Genomic DNA, 20,684 nt, shown 5'->3' with positions numbered 1-20,684 from the left:
GGTTGGCGCGGTCGCGCCGTTCACTTCGATGCTGGTGCTTCTCCCGATGCATCGCCCTGCCCGGCGTCAAGTGAGCGCAAGGCGTCCATCAGCGCCGCGAACCGCTGCTCGCCGATGCGATCGATATAGCTGCGTTCGATCTGAAGCTTGATGCGATCGCCGTCGCGCAAGGCATCCAGGCCTTTGCGCGTATAGCGCACGAGCTTGCCGCGCCCGTCCCGTGGATCGGGCAATCGCTCCAGCACGCCTTCCGCCTCGAGCCCGTCGAGCAATTGCTGAACCGCTTGCTTGGAGGTCGCCGCGCGCTCGATCAATGCCGACTGGCGCGTGCCGTTGCGCGGGATGTGTCCAAGCAGCCCGGCACGCGCTTCGCTGAACCAAGCGTGGCCGGCGGCCCGCATGGCAGCGGCAAATTCCGCCTGCCAGGCACGGCTCGCCTGCCACAGCCGCCAACCGACGTGATCGGGCAGCCCGTCAGTTTTTTCGTCAAGCTCCTTGACCATTTAATTCGAACTCCGTATGGTCAAGATACTTGACGATCTTCTTGGCGTCGAGGCCATTCGAGAAACGCAAACCCGCGGACAGGAACAATGACGATACTGAACAGGGACACGCTGGCCATTATCATGGTCGGAACCACGCATGTCATCGATATGGGCGGCAAGAACGCCTTCATCCACTATGAAACCGACGATCGGGCGCACATGCTCCTGCCGGATGGCACGCGCTTTCACGGGACCTGGACGCTGCTTGACGACGGCTACAAGGTCGAATGGAAAAACGGCCCCGCCGGCGCGTGGAAACTCGATCATACAGCGGGGGCAATCGACTATATCGATGCGACAGGCGCCTCCCGTGGACGCATTTCACGCATCGATTTCGGCGATCCGCAACGCCTTGCTGCCTGATCCAACGGCAGTCAGCCACCAAGCAGGCCGCCGCCGATCGCCTGTTCCAGCAGGGCGACGGCCGCGGCGAGCTTCTCGTCGATGACGTGCAGATATTCCGTCCAGTCGTTGACGTGCCTGAGATCGGCCGCGCCGTCGGAAATGCCGCGGAGCCCAATCAGCGGCAAACCGAACAGCTGGCAGGCACGCAGGCAGGCGAAGGTCTCCATGTCGACCATGTCGGCATCTATGGCGTCATAGGCAACGCCGGAGACGATCGCGCCGCCGGTCGAGAGCGTGGCGGTCTTGATGCCTGGAATGACGAAGGGCAGCGGCACCGACACCGGCAGTTCGAGGAAAGGCGTCGCGCCCTTCTCGAAGCCGAGCGGCGAAGCATCCATGTCGCGATAGCTCACCGACACGGCCTGGTAGATCTCGGTCTGCTCCAGCCTGCGGCTGCCGGCCGAGCCTAGCGAGACGACCAGGTCCGGAAGCGCGCCTTCAGCCTTCAACGCCGCGAGCTCGGCGCCCAGCCTGACCCCGGCCTCGACCGGACCGACCCCGGTCATCAGCGGCGTGAACAGGTTTTTCAGGTGCGGACCGTATTCGGCCTCGACCGCCATGACGAAGAGAACGGATTTTTGCGACAGGCGTGACACTTCGATAGTCATGAAGCTTTACCCCTATTTGCTACGACGACGCGAAAGGGACGCCGTGCTCTCGACGCCTTCGCTATGGCTCCGGGCGTTCGTCGCTCGAAAAGCCCATTTGGGGGCTTTTCGACCGCTGCGCGGACCGCCTGCCGGCCCTTCGCTATGGCTCTGGGCGTTCGTCGCTCGAAAAGCCCATTTGGGGGCTTTTCGTCCGCTGCGCGGACCGCTCCTCACCCCTCTATCCCGTCGCGGCCGACCACCGTCATCATAGTGCCGGTCATGGTGGCGATCAGCTTGGCCTCGCCGTCGGCGGCGAAGGCGTAGGCCTGGCCGTCGGCGACGATGATGGTGCGGCCGGGTTTGGTCACGGAGCCGCGGAACAGGAACCGCTCGCCCCTGCCCGGCGCGAGCAGGTTCACCTTGAACTCGATGGTCAGCACGCCGGAATTCTCCGGCATCAGCGAAAAGGCCGCGTAACCGCAGGCGGAGTCCAACGCGGTGGAGATGACGCCGGCATGCAGGAAACCGTGCTGCTGGGTCAGCGAGGCGGAATACGGCATCTCGATCTCGATGATGCCGGGCGTCACCAGTGTCAGTTCGGCGCCGATTGTCGCCATCGCCTCCTGGCGGGCAAAGGACGCCCTGACGCGTTCCTCAAAATCCGGAGCGGGTACGATCTTGGCTGCCGCCATGGCGCTTTGCCTCACATTGCTGGCGAAGTTTATTGCAGAGCCAGGCAAGACAGGCAATCTTTTATGCTGCAGCGCAACAAAAGCCCGGCTGTCTTCAAGAGGCAGTCCTGCGCAAGGCGTGGAGATAGAACCCGTCGGTGCCGCTGAGCGCCGGCGACAGCGAGATACCGCCGGTATCGGCAATGCGCGCGGCCCCTTCATGGCCCGGGAAGCGGCTGTCCCACAGCTGGCGATGATCGACCGGCGCGAAGCCTGCATGGCGTTCGCGGAATGCGGCGACCTGCTCGCCGTTCTCGGCGTCGAACACCGAACAGGTGATGTAGACCAGCAGGCCGCCCGGCTTGACGAAGGCTTGCGCGGTGTCGAGGATCGCGTGCTGTTCTGCCTTGCGGGCATCGAGCTGCCTTTCCGTCAAACGCCATTTGGCGTCGGGCCGCCGCCGCCAGGTACCGCTGCCGGTGCAGGGCGCGTCGATCAGCACGATGTCCATATGGTTGGTGAGCGGCGCAAGCTCCGCGGGCTTGCTGACGACCTGGACGTTGCGGTTGTGTGAGCGGCGGATGCGCTCGAAGATCGGCGCCAGCCGCACCTTCTCCGCGTCATGGGCAAAGAGCTGGCCCCGATTGTCCATCTCGGCCGACAGCGCCAGCGTCTTGCCGCCGGCGCCGGCGCAATAATCGAGCACCTGCATGCCGGGCTCGGCGCCGGCAAGCGCGGCGGCAAGCTGCGAGCCTTCGTCCTGCACCTCGAACCAGCCTTTCTGGAAGGCAGGCTCGGCCTGCACGTTCGGATGCCGGCCGTCGCCGTCGATCGGCGGGATGCGGATGCCATGCGGCGCGATCGCCGTTGGCGCGGCTCCAGTGCCCTGGAGCTCGGCCAGCACCTTGGCGCGATCGGCCTGGAGCGTGTTGACCCTCAGGTCCAGCGGCGGGCGCTGCGCCAGGGCGGCGCCTTCCTTGACCCAGGCGTTGCCATAGGCTTGCTCGAGCAGCGGCGCGCACCAGTCCGGGATATCGGCCCGTACCACATCGGGGGCCTCGCCAAGCCTGCGCTCGGCAGCCGCTTTCAACTCGGACGCGCTGAGCAGCGGCGGCGCGAATTTGTCGCCGTCGAGCGCGTCGTTGAGCGACTGCGCCGTCTGGCCCCATTCCAACAGAAGCGCGCCGAAGCCGATAGCGCGCGGCGTGTCTTCGCCGAACAGCCAGCCGGCCGAGCGTTTGCGGCGCAGCGCATCATAAACGATGTTGCCGATCGCGGCGCGGTCGCCGCCGCCGGCGAAACGATGCGACAGGCCCCAGTCGCGCAGGGCGTCGGCCACCGGCCGGTGGCGCCGGCCGATGTCTTCAAGAACCTCTATGGCCGCCGCCAGCCTTCCGCCCAGTCGCATCCCGTTTTCCGTAGCTGTTACAAATCGGTTCCAGCCCGCTCATAAAGCCTTTCCGGCCAGGATTGAAACAGTTCCGTTCGGTTTGCCGATGAAATGGCGTTTCAAGACCGGCCGATTTGGCCGAACGATTTTTCCGTTGGTGGGAGCCCGAGTCAGGAAACAAGAACAATCGATCAGAACATGAAAGACTTCTAATGTTTTTGATTGACGCCTGCAAGAAAGCAAACCGGCTTAACCTCCAAGCTTTTCAAGTGTTTCCGGCAGGAATACTCTTCCGGTAGTGATTCGCGACGCAGGAAACGCGGTTTCGACGGATCCTATGAGGAGAGGGCAATGAAGACTTATCTGGCAGAAGTTCTCGGCACGTTTCTGTTGGTGTTCATCGGCACCGCCTCCGTGGTCACGGGCGGCTTCGGCGGCGCGCTGCCGCTCGGACAGGAAGGCATCGGCCTGGCGTTCGGCATCGGCCTGATCGCCGCGGCCTATGCGATCGGCCCGATCTCGGGCGCGCATCTCAATCCGGCGGTGACGCTCGGCGTGTTCCTGGCGGGGCGGATGCCGGCCAAGGATGTCGTCCCCTACTGGATCGCGCAGATCATTGGCGCCATCATCGCCTCGCTGGCGCTGTGGATCATCGTTTCCGGCCAGGTCGGCGGCCACATCGGCGGCTTCGGCGCCAATGGCTGGGACGAAACGAAATGGGGCATGAGCTCAGCCTTCCTGTGGGAGCTGATCGGCACCTTCACCTTCGTCACCGTGATCCTCGGCGTCACCAACGCCAAGCACACCACCGCCTTTGCCGGCCTGGCCATCGGACTGACGCTGGCGGGCATCCACTTCGCCATGATCCCGGTGACCGGCACCTCGGTCAATCCGGCGCGCTCGATCGGCCCGGCGCTGTTTTCGGGCGGCGCTGCGCTCAGCCAGCTCTGGCTGTTCATCGTCGCGCCGCTGGTCGGCGGCGCGATTGCCGGCGTCGTCGCCAAGGCCGGCGTCTTCGAAAAAGACTGACCGCAGTTCGATAAAGTAAAAGGCGCGGGCATGACCCGCGCCTTTTTTGCTTGGGAGGTACGACCTTATCTCGCGATGTCGAAGCGGTCGGCGTTCATCACCTTCGTCCACGCCTTGACGAAATCCTTGACGAACTTGGCCTTGGCGTCGGCCGAGGCGTAGACTTCGGAGAGCGCACGCAGCTGCGCGTGCGAGCCGAAGATCAGGTCGGCGCGGGTGCCGGTCCACTTGACCTCCTTGGTCTTGCGGTCGCGCGCTTCGTAAACCTCGTCCGAGCCCGGCTCTGACCCGGCCGCCGGATCCCAAACGGTCGCCATCGAGAGCAGGTTGACGAAGAAGTCGTTGGTGAGCTGGCCAGGCCTGTCGGTGAAGACGCCATGCTTGGAACCGCCGGCATTGGCACCGAGCACGCGCAGGCCGCCGACCAGTACCGTCATTTCCGGCGCGGTCAGCGTCAGCAACTGGGCGCGGTCGACCAGCATCGCTTCGACCGACATCGGCAACCTGCCGCGGGCATAGTTGCGGAAGCCGTCTACCTTCGGCTCCAGCGCGGCGAAGGAGGCGACGTCCGTCTGCTCCTGCGAAGCGTCCATGCGGCCCGGCGTGAAGGGTACCTTGACTTCCGTGCTGCCGTCCTTCGCCGCCTTCTCGACCGCGGCGACGCCGCCAAGCACGATGAGGTCGGCGAGCGAGACCTTCTTGCCGCCGGCCTGCGCGGTGTTGAACTCCTTCTGGATGGCTTCCAGCTTGGCCAGCACCTTGGCGAGCTGAGCCGGCTCGTTGACCTCCCAGTCCTTCTGGGGCGCCAGACGGATGCGGCCGCCATTGGCGCCGCCGCGCTTGTCCGAGCCGCGGAAGGTCGAGGCCGAGGCCCAGGCGGTCGAGACCAGCTCGGATACCGACAGGCCGGAGGCCAGGATCTTCGCCTTGAGCGCAGCGATGTCGGCCTCGCTCACCAGCTCATGGTCGATGGCCGGGATCGGATCCTGCCAGATCAGCTCTTCCTTGGGCACGAGCGGGCCGAGATAGCGCACGACCGGGCCCATGTCGCGGTGCGTGAGCTTGAACCAGGCGCGGGCGAAGGCGTCGGCGAACTGGTCCGGGTTCTGGTGGAAGCGGCGCGAGATCTTCTCATAGGCCGGGTCGAAACGCAGCGCGAGGTCGGTGGTGAGCATGGCCGGCGCGTGACGCTTGGAGGGATTGTGCGCATCCGGAACAGTGCCGGCGCCGGCGCCGCCTTTCGGCGTCCATTGATGCGCGCCAGCCGGGCTCTTCGTCAGCTCCCATTCATAGTTGAAGAGATTGTCGAAGAAATTGTTGCTCCATTTGGTCGGCGTCGTCGTCCAGGTGACCTCGAGGCCCGAGGTGATGGCGTCGCCGGCAATGCCGGAGGCATATTTGCTCGACCAGCCGAGGCCCTGCGCCTCGATGCCGGCGCCCTCCGGCTCGGCGCCCACCAGCGAGGCGTCACCGGCGCCGTGCGTTTTGCCGAAAGTGTGGCCGCCGGCGATCAGCGCCACGGTTTCCTCGTCGTTCATCGCCATACGACCGAAGGTCTCGCGGATGTCGCGCGCGGCCGCGACCGGATCCGGCTTGCCGTTCGGGCCTTCCGGGTTGACGTAGATCAGGCCCATTTGCACGGCGCCGAGATGGCCGCGAAGCTCACGGTCGCCCGAATAGCGCTCGTCGCCAAGCCACTTGGTTTCGGAGCCCCAGTCCACGTCCTGCTCCGGCTCCCACACGTCGGCGCGGCCGCCGGCGAAGCCGAAGGTCTTGAAGCCCATCGATTCCAGCGCGACGTTGCCGGTGAGGATCAGAAGGTCGGCCCAGGAAATCTTGCGGCCGTATTTCTGCTTGACCGGCCACAGCAGCCGGCGCGCCTTGTCGAGATTGGCGTTGTCCGGCCAGCTGTTCAGCGGCGCGAAACGCTGCTGACCGGCGCCGGCGCCGCCGCGGCCGTCGCCGATGCGATATGTGCCGGCGCTGTGCCAAGCCATGCGGATGAAGAGCGGGCCGTAATGGCCGAAGTCCGCTGGCCACCAGTCCTGCGAATCCGTCATGACCTTGTGCAGGTCTGCGATCAGCGCATCAAGGTCGAGGCTTGCGAACTCCTTGGCGTAGTCGAAATCTTCATCCATCGGGTCCGAGAGGTTCGACTGCTGGTGGAGAACGGCAAGATCGAGCTGATTCGGCCACCAGTCGCGGTTGGTCCGTGCGGATCCATGCGCCACCGGGCATTTGCCAGCGCTGTTGTCGTCGGTTTTCGCGTCCATCTTAGTCTCCCGATTCTGCCGAGGTTTTGCCGTGGTTGAATTTTGCCGAGGTTGATTTTTCCCGAAATTTTCGGGGGCAGCCGCTGGCCGCGCCAACCTGGAATGATTCCAGACTAGGCCGGCCCGCCGATAAAGACAAATTGCCTTTCCTGTTTCGTTTGATAGGATTTTCTTATGATTGGCCTCACTGTCCGGCAAATGCAATATTTCGACGCGCTGGCGCAGACGCTGCATTTCGGCCGCGCGGCGAAGCTTGCCGGCGTCAGCCAGCCGGCCCTTTCCGCGCAGATCGCCGAGATGGAAGACCGGCTGAACTGTCTGTTGTTCGAACGCGGCGGCAAGACGGTGCGCATGACCGACGAGGCGCTTGCCCTGCAGCCGCGTATCGAGCGCATTCTGGCGGATATACGTGACGTCGAGACGACTGCCCGGCGCGGCCGCCCGACCATGGAAGGACGCTTCCGGCTGGGCATCATCCCGACGGTCGCGCCCTATCTCCTGCCGCATGTGCTCCCGGAGCTGAAAAAGCACTACCCTGCCCTGCAGCTCGAACTGCGCGAGGCGGTGACCGCGTCGCTGGTCGAGGACGCGACGTCCGGCCGGCTCGACGCCTTCATCGCGGCCTTCCCGCTCGATCAGCCGGCGATCGTCACCGAAGCGCTTTTTCCCGACCGCTTCTTCCTCGCCGTTCCCGCCGGCGATCCGGCCTTCGCGTCGCCGCCGGTGCCGCCCGAAAGCTCGGCGCTGGAGCGGCTGATGCTTCTGGAGGAAGGCCACTGCCTGCGCGAGCAGGCTCTTGCCGTCTGCGGCAATGTGCGGCCGGTGGCGATGGCAAGCTACGGCGCGACCAGCCTGACGACGCTCCTGCAGATGGTGGCGCATGGGCTGGGCGTCACGCTGGTGCCGGAAATGGCGGCGAGTGCCGCCGGCGTCATGCCGGACCTGAGGATCGTGCCGTTCCAGGAGCCGATGCCGCAGCGCATGATCTGCATGGCCTGGCGCAAGAACAAGGTGCGCCAGGACGAGTGCGTGGAACTGGCGCGGATCATACGCGGGCTGGAGCGGGCGGTGCTGGGGGTGTGAAGCGCGCTTCGATGCATCTCCATCCCTGCGCCCGCCGGCCCGCACTTCACGGCACAAAGATCAGAAACACATAGGTGAAAAACACCACGACATGCACCATGCCGGTCAGGAACGTCGTTCTTTCGGTGCTGAAGCTGACGCTGCAGATAAAAAGCGCCAGCACCAGAAGCACGGCATCGGACGCCGGGAGCCCCAAGGTCAACCCCCTGCCCGTCAGCAGGCTAGCGGCGGCGACTGCCGGTATCGTCAAGCCGATCGTTGCGCAGGCCGAGCCCATCGCGACGTTCAGGCTGCGCTGCAGTTCATTCTTGAAGGAGGCGCGGATCGCCGAGATCGCCTCCGGCATCAAAACCAGCGCCGCGATCATTGCCCCTACGATGCTGTCGGCCTGGATCACCTGATAGGCGGCGAGCGCATCCTCCACGCTCGCGGCGACCTGCTCGGCGAGCAGGACAATGCCGACGAGCCCGCTCAGCAGCAGCAGGGTGCTGATCAAAATGCTTCCTTGGGTTGCAGTTCGCGTCGGAGCGTCGTGCGCCTGTCCCTGGACGAAGTCCTCCCGGTGCCGGACGGTCTGGGCGAATACGAAGCTCGCATAGAGCAGCACAGAGAGAACGCTTACGAAACCAAGCTGAGCCGCCGAGAACGTGCCGGGATCCGTGGCCTGGGTGTAGGTCGGAAGAATAAGCGTCATCACGGTCAGCGCGATCAGAACCGATAGGTATGCGCTGGTGCCTTGCCGCAGGATCGCCTGCTTGCGGTAGCGCCAGCCGCCAAGCGTGAGACAGATGCCGACGACGCCGGTGGAGGTGATCATCACCGTCGAGAAAACGGACTCGCGCGCCAGCGTCGGGTTGTTTTCTCCATGCAGCATCATGGAGACGATGATCGACACTTCGATTGCCGTCACCGCAAAAGTCAGCACCAAAGTTCCATAGGGCTCGCCGACGCGCAAGGCGACTGCCTCGGCGTGGTCGAGCACAACGAAAATGGTGGTGAACATGATGGCGCTCGACAGCACCCCAACGAGTATCCTGGCGTTCAGTGACCCTTCGTCGACCGAAAAGCCGCTGCCCCTGACCGCGAAAGCCATAGCCAGCGCCGCCAACGGCATCGTGTAGGAAATCACCGATCGCGCGTAGCCAGTCATCAAAGCCCCCGAACGCCAGGCGTTTACGCGAACTTAGCGGAAAAGCGCGTGGGGAGCATCACGGGCATCGTTGCAGTATTCAAAACATGATTGGGGACTGGGCGCCGTTCATGGCGTCGAATGTCTCGATGGCCTTGCGAACCGCCCCACAGAATTTTTCCAGAAGCTCCGGCTCGTTGCCCAGTCGGCGGCGCAGCGAGAAGGGCACTTCCAGCTGCGCTCCCTTCCCCGTCAGCCCGCGGTTGACGATGTTCGAATCCTGGATACCGGGAAAGGGGTGATTGTCTCTTTTTGTCTGGAAACCGGCCTCCTGCAGACGCCCGGCTATCTCTGAAACCAGACCGGCGTCCTTGCCGCCCAGGTAGACTGTCGAGGGATCGTCGCGATCCTGACGGCCGTGGATAGCGACGACGGTGGATTTCGTCCGCAACAGTTCGAGCGCGGTTGCCTCGTCAAAGTTCCTGGACGTTATGTGCAGCTCCCGGTTGCTTTCCGGCATGAGCCCTTCAAAGCAATACATATCGAGATCGGCCCCTGCTATCGTCTCGGCGATCAGGGAGGTGCGAGGCTCGATTTTGCCGCCATGCGGGGCCATGACGATGGCACTTCCGGTTCGCGCGCCCCGCCGGACGACGATGCGATAATCCACGTTTTCAATTTTGGCGGCTCTCAGCGCCGCGAAATTTGGAAACTCGTTGTCCATAAATGCCGTTTCACGCCGTCTTCTGCGCCACCAGCCCGAGCTCCTCCACCATCGCCTCGCGCATCAGGAACTTCTGCGGCTTGCCGGTCACCGTCATCGGCAGCTCGGTGCGGAAGCGGATGTAGCGCGGCACCTTGTAGTGCGCGATCTGGCCGGCGCAGAAGGCCTTGATCTCCTCGGCGGTGGCGATCTGATCGGGCTTCAGCACGATCCAGGCGCAGAGCTCCTCGCCATATTTGTCGTCCGGGATGCCGAAGACCTGCACTTCCTTTATTTTCGGATGGCGGTAGAGGAATTCCTCGACCTCGCGAGGGTAGACGTTCTCGCCGCCGCGGATGACCATGTCCTTCACCCGGCCGACGATGTTGCAATAGCCCTCGGCGTCGATCGTGGCGAGGTCGCCTGTGTGCATCCAGCCGTCGACGTCGATCGCCTCACGGGTCTTTTCGGCGTCGTCCCAATAGCCCTTCATCACCGAATAGCCGCGCGTGCAGAGCTCGCCCGGCTCGCCGACCGCGACGGTGCCGCCGTCGGCGCCGATCGCCTTGACCTCGACATGGGGGTGGATGCGGCCGACAGTGGAGACGCGCTTTTCCAGCGGATCGTCGACGCTGCTCTGGAAGGAGACGGGACTGGTCTCCGTCATGCCATAGGCGATGGTCACCTGGCTCATATGCATCAGCGACACCACCTTCTTCATCACCTCGATCGGGCAAGGCGAGCCGGCCATGATGCCGGTGCGCAGGCTGGAGAGATCGAAGCTCGAAAAATCCGCATGGTCGAGCATGGCGACGAACATGGTCGGCACGCCATAGAGACCGGTGCAGCGCTCCTGCGCCACCGCTTTCAGCGTCACGCCGGCATCGAAGCCTTCGCCCGGGAAGACCATTGTCGCGCCTTTCGACACGCAGCCCATCGTGCCCATCGACATGCCGAAGCAGTGATAGAGCGGCACCGGAATGCAGAGCCGGTCTTCGGTGGTGAGTTTTATGGCCGAGGTGACGAAATTGCCGTTGTTGACGATGTTGGAATGCGTCAGCGTCGCGCCTTTCGGCGCGCCGGTCGTGCCTGAGGTGAACTGGATGTTGATGGCCTCGCCGGGCTTCAGCCCTTCGGAGATGCGGTCGAGGCTGTCATGCTCGTCGCGACCGGCCATTGCGAGCACGTCGCCGAAATTGAACATGCCGGGCGAGTTGTCGTCGCCCATCCGGATGACTGTTTCCAGCGCCGGCAGTTTCTTGGCCTTGAGCTTGCCGGGCTCCGCCTTGGCGATCTCCGGCGCCAATGTCTCGATCATGCCGAGATAGTCGGAGGTCTTGAACTGCGCGGCGGTGACCAATGCCTTGCAGCTGACTTTGTTCAGCGCGTATTCGAGCTCGGTCAGCCGGTAGGCCGGGTTGATGTTGACCAGAATCAGGCCGATGCGGGCGGTGGCGAACTGCGTCACCAGCCATTCCCAGCGGTTCGGCGACCAGATGCCGACGCGGTCGCCTTTTTCGAGGCCGAGCGCCAGGAAACCGGCGGCCAAGGCGTCGACCGCGTCCGACAACTCGCTCCAGGTGAAACGCTTGTCCTGGCCGACGAAAACGGCGGCGTCGAGCGTCGCGTATCTGCTCACCGTATCGGAAAACAATTCCGGAATGGTCTTGTCGAGCAGCGGCACCGACCGGTCTCCCGACACATGCGCCTTGCCGCCAACCGGAGCAACGAAGCTGTTGCGCGTCTTGCGCAGGTTGGTGGCGTTCATGAGCTCGTCGAGTTTGATCGCCATCGCCGTTCTCCTCCCGGGATAAGCCAGCCTATCAGCCGATGGGGACGGTGGAAATCCGTCAATGGTCCCCCTCTGCTTGAGGGCGCTCAGGGAGGAGGAAGGACGCTCATCTTCGCGGCGATGTCGCGCAAGACCGCTTCGTCGGCCGCATCGCGCTGCTTCTTCGAAGCAACGAGGCAAGCCTGCGACTTCAGGATCACACCGTCGCCCAGCACCTTGAGGTGGTTGGCGCGAAGCGTTGAGCCGGTGGTGGTGATGTCGACGATGACGTCGGCCAGCCCCGCGGCCGGTGCGCCTTCGGTGGCGCCGAGGCTTTCGACGATGCGGTAGACCTGGATGCCATGCTTGAGCGAAAAGAACTGCTGCGTCAGCCGCCAGTACTTGGTGGCGATCCTGAGCCTCCGGCCATGGCGCTGGCGGAAATCGGCGGCGACATCATCGAGGTCGGCCATGCTGTCGACGTCCAGCCAGATGTCGGGCACCGCCACCACGACATCGGCATGGCCGAAGCCGAGGCGGGCGACGATCTCCGCGCACGCTTCCCAGTCGGCGAGGTTCTCGCGCAAAAGGTCCTCGCCGGTGATGCCGAGATCGACCGCGCCCTGGCCGATCTCGCCGGCGATCTCGGACGCGGACAGGAAGGCCACCTCGACATTGCCGAGACCGTCGATGCGGGCGCGGTATTTGCGGTCGTCCTCTGGCAAGGTGACGGCCAGGCCGGCCTTGGCCAGCACTTCGAGCGACTGCTCCTTGAGACGGCCCTTCGAGGGGATCGCCAGCGTGATCATTTGGCGTTCTCCCGCAAGGCTTCGATGCGATCGAGCCAAACCGAGAAGCCGACGCCGGGAATCGGCTTTTTTGCTCCCAGCAGCGTCAGCAGCCGGTCGTAGCGACCGCCGCCGACCAGCGGCCGATCGCCATCCGCCGCCGCGATCTCGAAGACCAGGCCGGTGTAGTAATCCAGCGGGCGGCCGAAGGCGGCGTCATAGCGGATTTCTGCCGCCGACAGCCCATGCGCCTCGATCGCCTTGGCGCGGGCGTCGAAATTCGCCAGCGCCGGTCCCAGCGACAGGCCGGCATCGGCGGCGAATTTTTCCAGCGCCGCGGTCGCGTCGCTGAGCGCGACGTCGATCTCGAGAAAGCCCTTCAACGCCGAGAAGGCCTCGTCGGACAGCCGCACGCTGCGCAGTTGCGCTTTCTCGATCAGCCGGCGCGCAATGTCGGCAGGGGCGCGGCCGGATGACGCCGACAGCCCGGCTTCCTCCATGCCGTCGGCAATATGCGCGGCAAGGCCTTCCACATCGCCGTCGAGCACCAGCAGCGCGACCGGACCGGAAAGCTGACTGTTGCGCGGCGGATTGGCGAGATCGGCAAGGGCGGCCTCCAGCATCGGCGCCGAGCCGAAGGCGCGCGCCAGGCGCATGCGCCAGCCGCGCGGCAGGCCGAGCGCGGCCAGCACCGCCTCAAACAAAGTCTGGTCACCAAGCGTGACGGCGAGCTTCCGGCCGGGCAGCACCAGCGACAGCAGCGCATGGGCGTCGGCCAGCGAGCGGGCATCGGCGGCGGCCGTGTCGCGGTCGCCGAGATCCTCGATGCCGGCCTGGAAGAACTCGTTGCCGCCGTCGCGGCGCTGGCGGAACACCTCGCCGAGATAAGAATAGCGGCGCGGCGTGCCGGCCTGGCTGGCGATGTGGTCGAGGCAGACCGGAATGGTGAATTCGGGCCGCAGGCACAGCGTCTTGCCGGTCTCGCTTTCGGTCAGGAAGATGCGGCGGCGCAGGTCTTCACCGGCCATGTCGAGGAACGGGTCGGCAGGCTGCAGCACGGCGACTTCCACGGCGTGGGTTTCGCGGGTGGCGAATAGTTCGACGATGTCGCCGGCGATGGCGGGACGGGAGGTCATGCGGCGCCCCTTCCCCTTCTCCCCTTGTGGGAGAAGGTGTCGCCGAAGGCGACGGATGAGGGGTGCTCCAGCGGAGTGAGACGTTGGCGTACCCTGGAACACCCCTCATCCGTCTCGGCGCTCCGCGCCGATCCACCTTCTCCCACAAGGGGAGAAGGAAAGGACAGCGCAGTGCCCGTCACTTCGCCCGCTCCTCGGCCTGCGCCGCGAGTATCTTCTTCACCTCGCCAACCAGTTCGCTCTCCGCCACCGTCACCTGCGCCGGCCTTGCCGCGCGCCATTCGGCATTGTCGGCGATCTCGGCCGACAGGCGCGCGCCTTCGATCAGGTCTTTAATCTGCACCTCGCCTTTGGCGCGCTCGTCGCCGCCCTGGATGACGGCGACCGGGCTGCCGCGGCGGTCGGCATATTTCAGCTGCGCCTTCATGCCGGCGCCGCCGAGATACATTTCGGAGCGGATGCCGGCGGCGCGCAGGTCGGCAACCATCTTCTGGTAGCGGCCGAGGCTTTCGGTGTCCTTGTCCATGACCAGCACCACGACCGGCGCGATGACATCGGAGGCGTCGAGCTTGCCGAGGTTCTTGAGCGCCGTCATCAGCCGGGAGACGCCGATGGAGAAGCCGGTCGCCGGCACCGGCTCGCCGCGGAAGCGCGAGACCAGCCCGTCATAGCGCCCGCCCCCGCCGACCGAGCCGAAACGCACGATCTGGCCTTCGTCATTGGGGATCTCGGCCAGCAACTCGGCCTCGAAGACCGGGCCGGTGTAGTATTCGAGGCCGCGCACGACGGAGGGGTCGATGCGAATGCGATCCGGTTCATAGCCGGCGCTTGTGCACAGCGCTGCTATCGTCTCAAGTTCATGCAATCCTTCTTTGCAGGCGTCGAGGTGACCAAGGGCCGCTTTTAGACTCTCTACGGTCTCGGCGTGGGTAGAATGCATCTGGCTAACTGCTTCAACGCAGTCAATGACCATTTGGCTCTGCTGGACATCTAACCCAGCGCCTTTAGTGAAATCGCCGCTTTCGTCCTTGCGACCTGCGCCAAGAAGCAAGCGAACTCCCTCGACGCCGATCTTGTCCAGCTTGTCGATCGCCCGCAGCACCGTCAGCCGGCGGCCGGCATTCTCGTCGCCGCCAAGGCCAATCGCTTCCAGTACGCCGTCCAACACCTTGCGGTTGTTGACGCGAATGACGTAGTCGCCGCGCTTGATGCCGAGCGCTTCCATCACGTCAGCCATCATCATCGCCATCTCGGCATCGGCGGCGACACCCGGCGTACCGATGGTGTCGGCGTCGAACTGCATGAACTGGCGGAAGCGGCCGGGACCAGGCTTCTCGTTGCGGAACACCCAGCCGGAGCGGTAGCTGCGATAGGGTTTTGGCAACCTGTCGTAATTCTCGGCGACGAAGCGCGCCGTCGGCGCGGTCAGGTCGTAACGCAGCGACAGCCACTGGTCGTCATCATCCTGGAAGGAGAACACGCCTTCGTTCGGCCGATCCTGGTCGGGCAGGAATTTGCCGAGAGCATCGGTGTATTCGATCATCGGCTGGTCGGCCGGCTCGAAACCGTAGAGCTCGTAGACCGAGCCGATAGTCGCCATCATCTTCTCGACGGCACGAATATCCTCGGCGCTGCGGTCGGCAAAACCGCGCGGCAGCCGCGCTTTCGTCTTTTCGGATTTGTCGGCCATGGGATGAGTACTCGGTGTTTCGTGGCACGCCTTAGATAGGAAATTTCCTATTTCCAAGGCGCGCGTGTCCTAACCGATGCTGCTAGGTGCGGCAAGGGTGGGCTCTTTCCTCCTCCCTTGTGGGAAGGAAAGAGCTGAAACAAACCACGCGAAAAACGAAACAATTCCGCCGTCGGCGCGGCATGCTGCCGACACAATCGGCGACCATAAAGCGCGTCGAAACAAGGGGTCCGGGGCCATGACGACGGCTAACGACATTATCGAGAGCGGCACATCGGCCAGACTGCGCCCTGCCGGTGGCTTTATGCTCAAGCCGGCCCAGCAGCCGGCCGGGCCGTTCGAGGTCGCGGCCGAGGCGCGCAAGCCGACCGTGCGCGACGCGCTGGTGACTGGCCTGCTGGTGATCTATCCGGCCTTCGCGGCGGTGGTGGCGATCATTGCCGGGTTGTTCCTGGCCGGCGCCGGCAGCGTCTGACCTTTCACTCAACGATCGGGGATCATCATGCAGTTGCGATTTGCGTGCGCGCTTGCCGGCGCGCTAGCTGTTGGCGCGACGAGCGCGGCCAACGCCTGCCAGCCGGGCGATGCCCGTCTTGCCGGCCATTATTACCTGAACGGCGTCATGGAGGTCGGTTCAGAACTGCTGCTGAAGAAAGACGGCAGCTTTGAATTCGCGCTCGCCTATGGCGCCAACGACCAGTACGGCAAGGGCTGCTGGGTGCGGAAGGGCTCGACTGTCGAGGTCATCCCGGCAGGCCGCAGCTCCGCCTCCACGCATCATACGCCCGACGACAGCGGCTTCAGCGGACTGGTGCTGACGGTGTCCGGCTCCAGTCTGGTGTGGAACATCAACGGCAGCGGCCATAAGGGCAGGTTCGAGAAGTAGCGCGCCTCTTTTCCTTCTCCCCCTGTCGGAGAAGGTGGATCGGCGCGTTAGCGCCGAGACGGATGAGGGGTGCTCCAGCGAAGTGAGGCGCCGGCAAACTTGCCGTCTCCTCCGGCGGTGTGAGACGCTGGCATTCCCTGGAACCCCCCTCATCCGGCCGCTTCGCGGCCACCTTCTCCCACAAGGGGAGAAGGCAAAAGCACCCCTACTTCGGCCGCTTCAGCTTCTTGCGCTCTTTCTCCACCTCTGCCCGGCAGTAGCAGCCTTCGAGATGGTCGTTGACCAGGCCCATCGCCTGCATGAAGGCATAGACCGTGGTCGGGCCGACAAAGCTCCAGCCGCGCCTCTTCAATTCCTTCGATATCCTGACCGACACCGCCGTCGTCGGGTTAGCGCGCAGATGCGCCAGGTCGACGATTTCGGGCCGCTCGGCCGGACCCGGCTCGAACTTCCAGAACCAGGCGGCAAGCGAGCCGAACTCGTCGACCATCTCGCGGGCGCGTTTGGCGTTGTTGATGGTCGAAACGATCTTGCCGCGGTGGCGGATGATGCCGGCATTGCCGAGCAGGCGCTCGACATCCGCGTCGGTGAACGCCGCCACCTTGTCGAAGTCGAAACCGGCGAAGGCCTCGCGGAAATTCTCGCGCTTGCGCAGGATGGTCAGCCACGACAAGCCCGATTGGAAGCCTTCGAGGCAGATCTTTTCGAACAGCCGGCGATCATCCGTCACTGGCCGGCCCCATTCGTGATCGTGGTAATGAAGATAGTCCGGCAAATTGCCGTGCCAGAAGCAGCGCGCCCTGCCGTCGGGGCCATCGAGAATGCCGGCATTTTCAGTCGCCATCGTCAGCAGATCCATTTGTTAATGCGCTTCAGCGCCGCTTTTACCGTGGCTTTACCAGATTCCTGAACTGGCCGGTAACCACACCAAAAGGTTTACTGACAAAGCGGCATTTTACGCATTCCGATTCATGTTTTGCTTGCCGCTCCGCGCCAAGGATCGCGAACCGAGGGCGCCCTCGCCGCCCCGGATGAGTTCGATCAAGGTGCGTTCCGATGAAGACAGCGTTTTGTTCCCTGCTCGGCGCGGTGGCCATTCTTGCCGCCGGCGCCACGACTTCCGTTGCCAATGACCGCTATGCCGATGTGCCGCCGGTGATGGTAAGTCCCGACCTTTCGGCGCCCTGGGTGCTGCAGCTTGGCCACGCGCCGGGCATCGTGCGCCCGACGCGGCAGGCAACGCAGCAGCCGCTGAGGCGCCTCTTCCAGGCGCAGCCCGACCAGCAGCGCACCGCGGCCGTGCAGCAGCCGGCCAAGCGCATGGTGATGCGGCCGCAGATCAATCCGGTCTACCTGCCGCAGGAAGTCGCCTATGACGGCCCTGCGAAGCCGGGCACCATCGTCATCGATACGCACCAGAATTTCCTCTTCCTGATCGAGAAGAACGGCAAGGCGCGGCGCTACGGCGTTGGCACCGGCAAGCCCGGCTTCGAATGGTCGGGCACGCACAAGATCACCGACAAGAAGGTCTGGCCGGACTGGCGGCCGCCCGCGGAGATGATCAAGCGCGAGGCGGCCAAGGGCCGCTACCTGCCGACCTATCTTGCCGGCGGCATCGAGAACCCGCTCGGCGCGCGCGCGCTCTATCTCGGCACCACCGAATACCGCATCCACGGCACCAACCAGCCCTGGACGATCGGCGGCGCGGTGTCTTCCGGCTGCATCCGCATGCGCAACGAAGATGTCGTCGACCTCTACGAGCGCGTGAATGTCGGGACCACGGTCGAGGTGATATAATCGCAGCGAATCAGCTGGTTAGACGGCGCAGCACTTTTTGTCTGATGCTGTTGCAGCCAAGTCATAGTGCCATCCTGCGGGATGTGCTTTAACCAGCGAAGGGGTTTATGGGGGACGGGCCGTGTGGGGATACGGCCAGTCGCGAAAAGGCAGCGCAGGGAAACCGCGCTGCCTTTTTCGTTTTTTGTTTTTTCCATGCATGAGGTGGCAAGTCGCCCCGAAAGCAGGGCATTTCGTTTCCGGGGCTGATTTCCCGGCGCTCCTCTGCTATTGCAGTGCACAAATCTTGATAGTCACGCAATTCCGGAGGGCAGTGCGCCTTTCCTTGAATTGCCTCAGAAGGCAGAGGTGCCAGCCATGACCCGGACCGACGACAGCCGCTACCTGAAAGGCGGCCCGGTCGCCCAGCGCATCATCGCTTCGGTGCGCGAGGACGCAGCGATCGCCACGGCCGAAGGTTTCCCGCCGAAGCTTGTCTCGATCACCGTCGGCGATACCGCAGCGGTCGATGTCTATGTGCGCAACCAGCGCGCCAAGGCAGCCCTTGCCGGCATCTCCTTCGAGGAGCGGCGCTTTGCCGCCGACATCACCGCCGGCGAACTTGAAGCTGCGATCCACGGCCTCAACGCCGACCCGCGCGTCACCGGAATCATCATCCAGCGGCCGGTGCCGGCGCATATCCCGATCAAGACGCTGCAGGCGGCGGTGCATCCGCTGAAGGATGTCGAGGGCATGCATCCGGCCTCGATCGGCAACATCGTCTACAACCAGCTCGACCTGGCGCCCTGCACGGCGGCGGCCTCGGTCGAACTGCTGAAGGAGACCGGCCTCGAGCTCAAGGGGCTCGAAGTGGTCGTCGTCGGCCATTCGGAGATCGTCGGCAAGCCGATCGCCTTCCTGTTGATGAGCGAGGGCGCGACGGTGACGGTGTGCCACCACATGACGCGCTCGCTGGCCGCCCATGCGCGACGCGCCGATGCGCTGTTCGTCGCCGTCGGCAAGCCGCGGTTGATCAAGGCCGACATGGTGAAACCGGGTGCCGCAGTCATCGACATCGGAATCAATTCCGAGGTAGGGCCCGACGGCGAAAGCCGCATCGTCGGCGACGTCGACACCGACAGCGTCAAGGAAGTGGCTTCCTGGATCACGCCGGTGCCCGGCGGCGTCGGCCCGCTCACGGTCGCGATCCTGTTGCGCAACACCATGGTGGCGCTCAACCGCCAGCGCACGCTTTATCGCGCGACCTATGGCGTGCCGGACCAACTCGCGGCGGAATAGGCTGATACCCCCTCACCCAGCGTCCACTTCGCTCGGCCGACCTCTCCCCATGGGGAGAGGAGACTGTCAGCGGCGGCGCCAACTTCTTATCCCCACCGGGGAGAAGGTGGCCGCAAAGCGGCCGGATGAGGGGGCGGCGGCGACGAGGATCACTCTGCGGCCGCAAGCACTCGCTCAGAAACACCCTCAGGCTTCGGGCCGCCATAGGCCCAGTCGAGTAGCTTGATCGTATGCACCACCGGCAGCTTCGCCGCGGACGCGATCTGCGTGATGCAGCCGATGTTGCCGGTGGCGACGACTGAAGCGCCCGTCGCTTCGACGTTTTTGACCTTGCGGTCGCGCAATCTAGCCGAAATGTCGGCCTGCAGGATGTTGTAGGTGCCGGCCGAGCCGCAGCACAGATGCCCCTCGCGCGGCTCGCGCACAACGAAGCCGGCCTTGGCCAGAAGCTCCTTCGGCTGGCGCGTGATCTTCTGGCCGTGCTGCATGGAACAGGCCGAATGGTAAGCGACGACCGTGCCCGGCTTGCGCACTGGCTCGGGAAGGTCGAGCGCGGCGAGATATTCGGTGATGTCTTTGGCCAATGCCGAGACGCGCGCCGCCTTTTCGGCATAGGTGGGATCGAGGCGGAGCATGAAGCCATAATCCTTGATCGTCGTGCCGCAGCCGGATGCGGTGATGATAATGGCGTCGAGCCCGCCCTGCTCGATGGCGCGCGTCCAGGCGTCGACATTCTGTCTGGCCGAGGTCAGGGCCTGATGCTCGCGGCCCATATGATGGACGAGCGCGCCGCAGCAGCCCTCGCCCTCCGGCACCACGACCTCGACGCCGACCCTGGTCAGCAAAGAGATGGTCGCCTCGTTGATCGCCGGATCGAGCACGGACTGCGCGCAGCCGGTGAGGATCGCGACGCGGCCGCGCCTTGTGCCTTTCCCGGCATACGTGGCCGGCTTCGCCGTCGGCGATGCCGGCGGGATCGCCGATGGCGCGAGCTTCAGCATGGCCGCCACCGGCCTCAGCGCCGGTAGTTTCTCGAACAGGCCGATGAACGGCCGGCCAAGCCCGGCGAGCTTCAGCGCGACGCGGAAGCGGTTCGGGTAAGGCAGCACGAAGGCCAGTATAGCGCGCGTCAGCCGGTCGAGCAGCGGGCGCTTGTAGGTTTCCTGGATATGAGCGCGGGCATGGTCGACCAGATGCATGTAGTTCACGCCCGAGGGGCAGGTCGTCATGCAGGCAAGGCAGGACAGGCACCGATCGATATGGGTGACGATCTCCTTGTCGGCCGGCCGGCCGTTCTCCAGCATGTCCTTGATGAGGTAGATGCGGCCGCGCGGCGAATCGAGCTCGTTGCCCAACGTCACGTAGGTCGGGCAGGTGGCGGTGCAGAAGCCGCAATGCACGCATTTGCGCAGGATCTTTTCCGATTCCGCGACATGCGGATCGGCAAGCTGCGCGGCGGAGAAATTGGTCTGCATATCGCCGTCTCTGTTAGACGCAATTCCGGACGGAAAACCGTTTCA

At 64.4% G+C, this 20,684-nt stretch carries 20 protein-coding genes; 7 read left to right on the top strand and 13 right to left on the bottom strand.

Features of this window, described 5'->3' with window-relative positions; genetic code table 11:
* Positions 1-20: 20 nt before the first annotated feature.
* Positions 21-503, bottom strand: a complete 483-nt coding sequence (locus tag LB520_RS18885; protein WP_140839396.1) for a MarR family winged helix-turn-helix transcriptional regulator — start codon at positions 501-503, stop codon at positions 21-23.
* A gap of 87 nt (positions 504-590) precedes the next feature.
* Between LB520_RS18885 and LB520_RS18880 the strand changes: the two genes are divergently transcribed.
* Entirely contained in the window at positions 591-908 is a 318-nt protein-coding gene (locus LB520_RS18880; RefSeq protein WP_224527552.1) for a hypothetical protein, read from the top strand.
* Positions 909-919: 11 nt separating this feature from the next.
* Here LB520_RS18880 and LB520_RS18875 read toward each other — a convergent pair whose 3' ends face one another.
* The 3 genes from LB520_RS18875 to LB520_RS18865 all read right to left on the bottom strand — a co-directional run bounded on the left by LB520_RS18875 (position 920) and on the right by LB520_RS18865 (position 3,619).
* Positions 920-1,558: a 5'-methylthioadenosine/S-adenosylhomocysteine nucleosidase gene (locus LB520_RS18875; RefSeq protein WP_224638464.1), complete on the bottom strand. Its 639-nt coding sequence runs from the start codon at positions 1,556-1,558 to the stop codon at positions 920-922.
* A gap of 212 nt (positions 1,559-1,770) precedes the next feature.
* A complete protein-coding gene (locus tag LB520_RS18870) occupies positions 1,771-2,232 on the bottom strand; it encodes a PaaI family thioesterase (RefSeq protein WP_140635058.1) in 462 nt (153 codons plus the stop codon).
* A gap of 94 nt (positions 2,233-2,326) precedes the next feature.
* Positions 2,327-3,619: an RsmB/NOP family class I SAM-dependent RNA methyltransferase gene (locus LB520_RS18865; RefSeq protein ID WP_224638463.1), complete on the bottom strand. Its 1,293-nt coding sequence runs from the start codon at positions 3,617-3,619 to the stop codon at positions 2,327-2,329.
* Between the two features lie 333 nt (positions 3,620-3,952).
* Between LB520_RS18865 and LB520_RS18860 the strand changes: the two genes are divergently transcribed.
* Complete coding sequence (locus tag LB520_RS18860) at positions 3,953-4,630, top strand: MIP family channel protein (RefSeq protein WP_224527544.1); 678 nt, start codon at positions 3,953-3,955, stop codon at positions 4,628-4,630.
* A 65-nt stretch (positions 4,631-4,695) separates the two neighbouring features.
* Here LB520_RS18860 and katG read toward each other — a convergent pair whose 3' ends face one another.
* Complete coding sequence (gene katG, locus LB520_RS18855) at positions 4,696-6,903, bottom strand: catalase/peroxidase HPI (RefSeq protein WP_224638462.1); 2,208 nt, start codon at positions 6,901-6,903, stop codon at positions 4,696-4,698.
* Between the two features lie 174 nt (positions 6,904-7,077).
* Between katG and LB520_RS18850 the strand changes: the two genes are divergently transcribed.
* The gene (locus LB520_RS18850) at positions 7,078-7,986 is read left to right on the top strand and encodes a hydrogen peroxide-inducible genes activator (protein WP_224638461.1); all 909 of its coding nucleotides are present in this window, start codon (positions 7,078-7,080) and stop codon (positions 7,984-7,986) included.
* A 46-nt stretch (positions 7,987-8,032) separates the two neighbouring features.
* Here the strand turns inward: LB520_RS18850 and LB520_RS18845 are convergent, their stop codons facing one another.
* The 6 genes from LB520_RS18845 to hisS all read right to left on the bottom strand — a co-directional run bounded on the left by LB520_RS18845 (position 8,033) and on the right by hisS (position 15,203).
* Positions 8,033-9,079, bottom strand: coding sequence for a calcium:proton antiporter (locus tag LB520_RS18845; RefSeq protein ID WP_224638460.1), 1,047 nt, complete (start codon positions 9,077-9,079; stop codon positions 8,033-8,035).
* Between the two features lie 136 nt (positions 9,080-9,215).
* Positions 9,216-9,839, bottom strand: coding sequence for a poly-gamma-glutamate hydrolase family protein (locus tag LB520_RS18840; RefSeq protein ID WP_224638459.1), 624 nt, complete (start codon positions 9,837-9,839; stop codon positions 9,216-9,218).
* Positions 9,840-9,849: 10 nt separating this feature from the next.
* Positions 9,850-11,610 (bottom strand): AMP-binding protein, encoded by a 1,761-nt coding sequence (locus LB520_RS18835; protein ID WP_224638458.1) that lies wholly within the window; start codon positions 11,608-11,610, stop codon positions 9,850-9,852.
* Positions 11,611-11,696: 86 nt separating this feature from the next.
* Positions 11,697-12,398, bottom strand: a complete 702-nt coding sequence (hisG, locus tag LB520_RS18830; RefSeq protein ID WP_224638457.1) for an ATP phosphoribosyltransferase — start codon at positions 12,396-12,398, stop codon at positions 11,697-11,699.
* Entirely contained in the window at positions 12,395-13,513 is a 1,119-nt protein-coding gene (locus tag LB520_RS18825) for an ATP phosphoribosyltransferase regulatory subunit (protein ID WP_224638456.1), read from the bottom strand. Before LB520_RS18825 ends, hisG begins: the two co-directional genes overlap by 4 nt.
* A gap of 178 nt (positions 13,514-13,691) precedes the next feature.
* Positions 13,692-15,203: a histidine--tRNA ligase gene (gene hisS, locus LB520_RS18820; RefSeq protein ID WP_224638455.1), complete on the bottom strand. Its 1,512-nt coding sequence runs from the start codon at positions 15,201-15,203 to the stop codon at positions 13,692-13,694.
* Between the two features lie 238 nt (positions 15,204-15,441).
* Here hisS and LB520_RS18815 point away from each other — a divergent pair, with 238 nt between their 5' ends.
* Together LB520_RS18815 and LB520_RS18810 are read left to right on the top strand one after the other, a co-directional pair.
* Positions 15,442-15,678: a hypothetical protein gene (locus LB520_RS18815; RefSeq protein WP_224638454.1), complete on the top strand. Its 237-nt coding sequence runs from the start codon at positions 15,442-15,444 to the stop codon at positions 15,676-15,678.
* Positions 15,679-15,705: 27 nt separating this feature from the next.
* A complete protein-coding gene (locus LB520_RS18810) occupies positions 15,706-16,089 on the top strand; it encodes a hypothetical protein (RefSeq protein WP_224638453.1) in 384 nt (127 codons plus the stop codon).
* A gap of 205 nt (positions 16,090-16,294) precedes the next feature.
* On the opposite strand, the gene LB520_RS18805 is transcribed toward LB520_RS18810, so the two are convergent.
* Positions 16,295-16,933: a DNA-3-methyladenine glycosylase I gene (locus LB520_RS18805; protein WP_224638452.1), complete on the bottom strand. Its 639-nt coding sequence runs from the start codon at positions 16,931-16,933 to the stop codon at positions 16,295-16,297.
* 212 nt (positions 16,934-17,145) lie between these two features.
* Between LB520_RS18805 and LB520_RS18800 the strand changes: the two genes are divergently transcribed.
* Together LB520_RS18800 and LB520_RS18795 are read left to right on the top strand one after the other, a co-directional pair.
* Positions 17,146-17,886: a L,D-transpeptidase gene (locus LB520_RS18800; RefSeq protein ID WP_224638451.1), complete on the top strand. Its 741-nt coding sequence runs from the start codon at positions 17,146-17,148 to the stop codon at positions 17,884-17,886.
* Positions 17,887-18,243: 357 nt separating this feature from the next.
* Positions 18,244-19,164: a bifunctional 5,10-methylenetetrahydrofolate dehydrogenase/5,10-methenyltetrahydrofolate cyclohydrolase gene (locus tag LB520_RS18795; protein WP_224638450.1), complete on the top strand. Its 921-nt coding sequence runs from the start codon at positions 18,244-18,246 to the stop codon at positions 19,162-19,164.
* 149 nt (positions 19,165-19,313) lie between these two features.
* On the opposite strand, the gene glcF is transcribed toward LB520_RS18795, so the two are convergent.
* Entirely contained in the window at positions 19,314-20,639 is a 1,326-nt protein-coding gene (glcF, locus tag LB520_RS18790) for a glycolate oxidase subunit GlcF (RefSeq protein ID WP_224638449.1), read from the bottom strand.
* Between the last annotated feature and the right edge of the window lie 45 nt (positions 20,640-20,684).

This window comes from Mesorhizobium sp. CA12 (assembly GCF_020165255.1).
GTDB lineage: Bacteria > Pseudomonadota > Alphaproteobacteria > Rhizobiales > Rhizobiaceae > Mesorhizobium.
The sequence above is the reverse complement of the archived record's forward strand: the minus strand, read 5'-3'. Positions and strand labels throughout refer to the sequence as shown.

What these genes read in the sequence shown, in the direction of transcription:
- LB520_RS18885 (WP_140839396.1), bottom strand. Translation starts at nt 503, where the DNA reads ATGGTCAAGGAGCTTGACGAAAAAACTGACGGGCTGCCCGATCACGTC.
- LB520_RS18880 (WP_224527552.1), top strand. Translation starts at nt 591, where the DNA reads ATGACGATACTGAACAGGGACACGCTGGCCATTATCATGGTCGGAACC.
- LB520_RS18875 (WP_224638464.1), bottom strand. Translation starts at nt 1,558, where the DNA reads ATGACTATCGAAGTGTCACGCCTGTCGCAAAAATCCGTTCTCTTCGTC.
- LB520_RS18870 (WP_140635058.1), bottom strand. Translation starts at nt 2,232, where the DNA reads ATGGCGGCAGCCAAGATCGTACCCGCTCCGGATTTTGAGGAACGCGTC.
- LB520_RS18865 (WP_224638463.1), bottom strand. Translation starts at nt 3,619, where the DNA reads ATGCGACTGGGCGGAAGGCTGGCGGCGGCCATAGAGGTTCTTGAAGAC.
- LB520_RS18860 (WP_224527544.1), top strand. Translation starts at nt 3,953, where the DNA reads ATGAAGACTTATCTGGCAGAAGTTCTCGGCACGTTTCTGTTGGTGTTC.
- katG (WP_224638462.1), bottom strand. Translation starts at nt 6,903, where the DNA reads ATGGACGCGAAAACCGACGACAACAGCGCTGGCAAATGCCCGGTGGCG.
- LB520_RS18850 (WP_224638461.1), top strand. Translation starts at nt 7,078, where the DNA reads ATGATTGGCCTCACTGTCCGGCAAATGCAATATTTCGACGCGCTGGCG.
- LB520_RS18845 (WP_224638460.1), bottom strand. Translation starts at nt 9,079, where the DNA reads ATGGCTTTCGCGGTCAGGGGCAGCGGCTTTTCGGTCGACGAAGGGTCA.
- LB520_RS18840 (WP_224638459.1), bottom strand. Translation starts at nt 9,839, where the DNA reads ATGGACAACGAGTTTCCAAATTTCGCGGCGCTGAGAGCCGCCAAAATT.
- LB520_RS18835 (WP_224638458.1), bottom strand. Translation starts at nt 11,610, where the DNA reads ATGGCGATCAAACTCGACGAGCTCATGAACGCCACCAACCTGCGCAAG.
- hisG (WP_224638457.1), bottom strand. Translation starts at nt 12,398, where the DNA reads ATGATCACGCTGGCGATCCCCTCGAAGGGCCGTCTCAAGGAGCAGTCG.
- LB520_RS18825 (WP_224638456.1), bottom strand. Translation starts at nt 13,513, where the DNA reads ATGACCTCCCGTCCCGCCATCGCCGGCGACATCGTCGAACTATTCGCC.
- hisS (WP_224638455.1), bottom strand. Translation starts at nt 15,203, where the DNA reads ATGGCCGACAAATCCGAAAAGACGAAAGCGCGGCTGCCGCGCGGTTTT.
- LB520_RS18815 (WP_224638454.1), top strand. Translation starts at nt 15,442, where the DNA reads ATGACGACGGCTAACGACATTATCGAGAGCGGCACATCGGCCAGACTG.
- LB520_RS18810 (WP_224638453.1), top strand. Translation starts at nt 15,706, where the DNA reads ATGCAGTTGCGATTTGCGTGCGCGCTTGCCGGCGCGCTAGCTGTTGGC.
- LB520_RS18805 (WP_224638452.1), bottom strand. Translation starts at nt 16,933, where the DNA reads ATGGCGACTGAAAATGCCGGCATTCTCGATGGCCCCGACGGCAGGGCG.
- LB520_RS18800 (WP_224638451.1), top strand. Translation starts at nt 17,146, where the DNA reads ATGAAGACAGCGTTTTGTTCCCTGCTCGGCGCGGTGGCCATTCTTGCC.
- LB520_RS18795 (WP_224638450.1), top strand. Translation starts at nt 18,244, where the DNA reads ATGACCCGGACCGACGACAGCCGCTACCTGAAAGGCGGCCCGGTCGCC.
- glcF (WP_224638449.1), bottom strand. Translation starts at nt 20,639, where the DNA reads ATGCAGACCAATTTCTCCGCCGCGCAGCTTGCCGATCCGCATGTCGCG.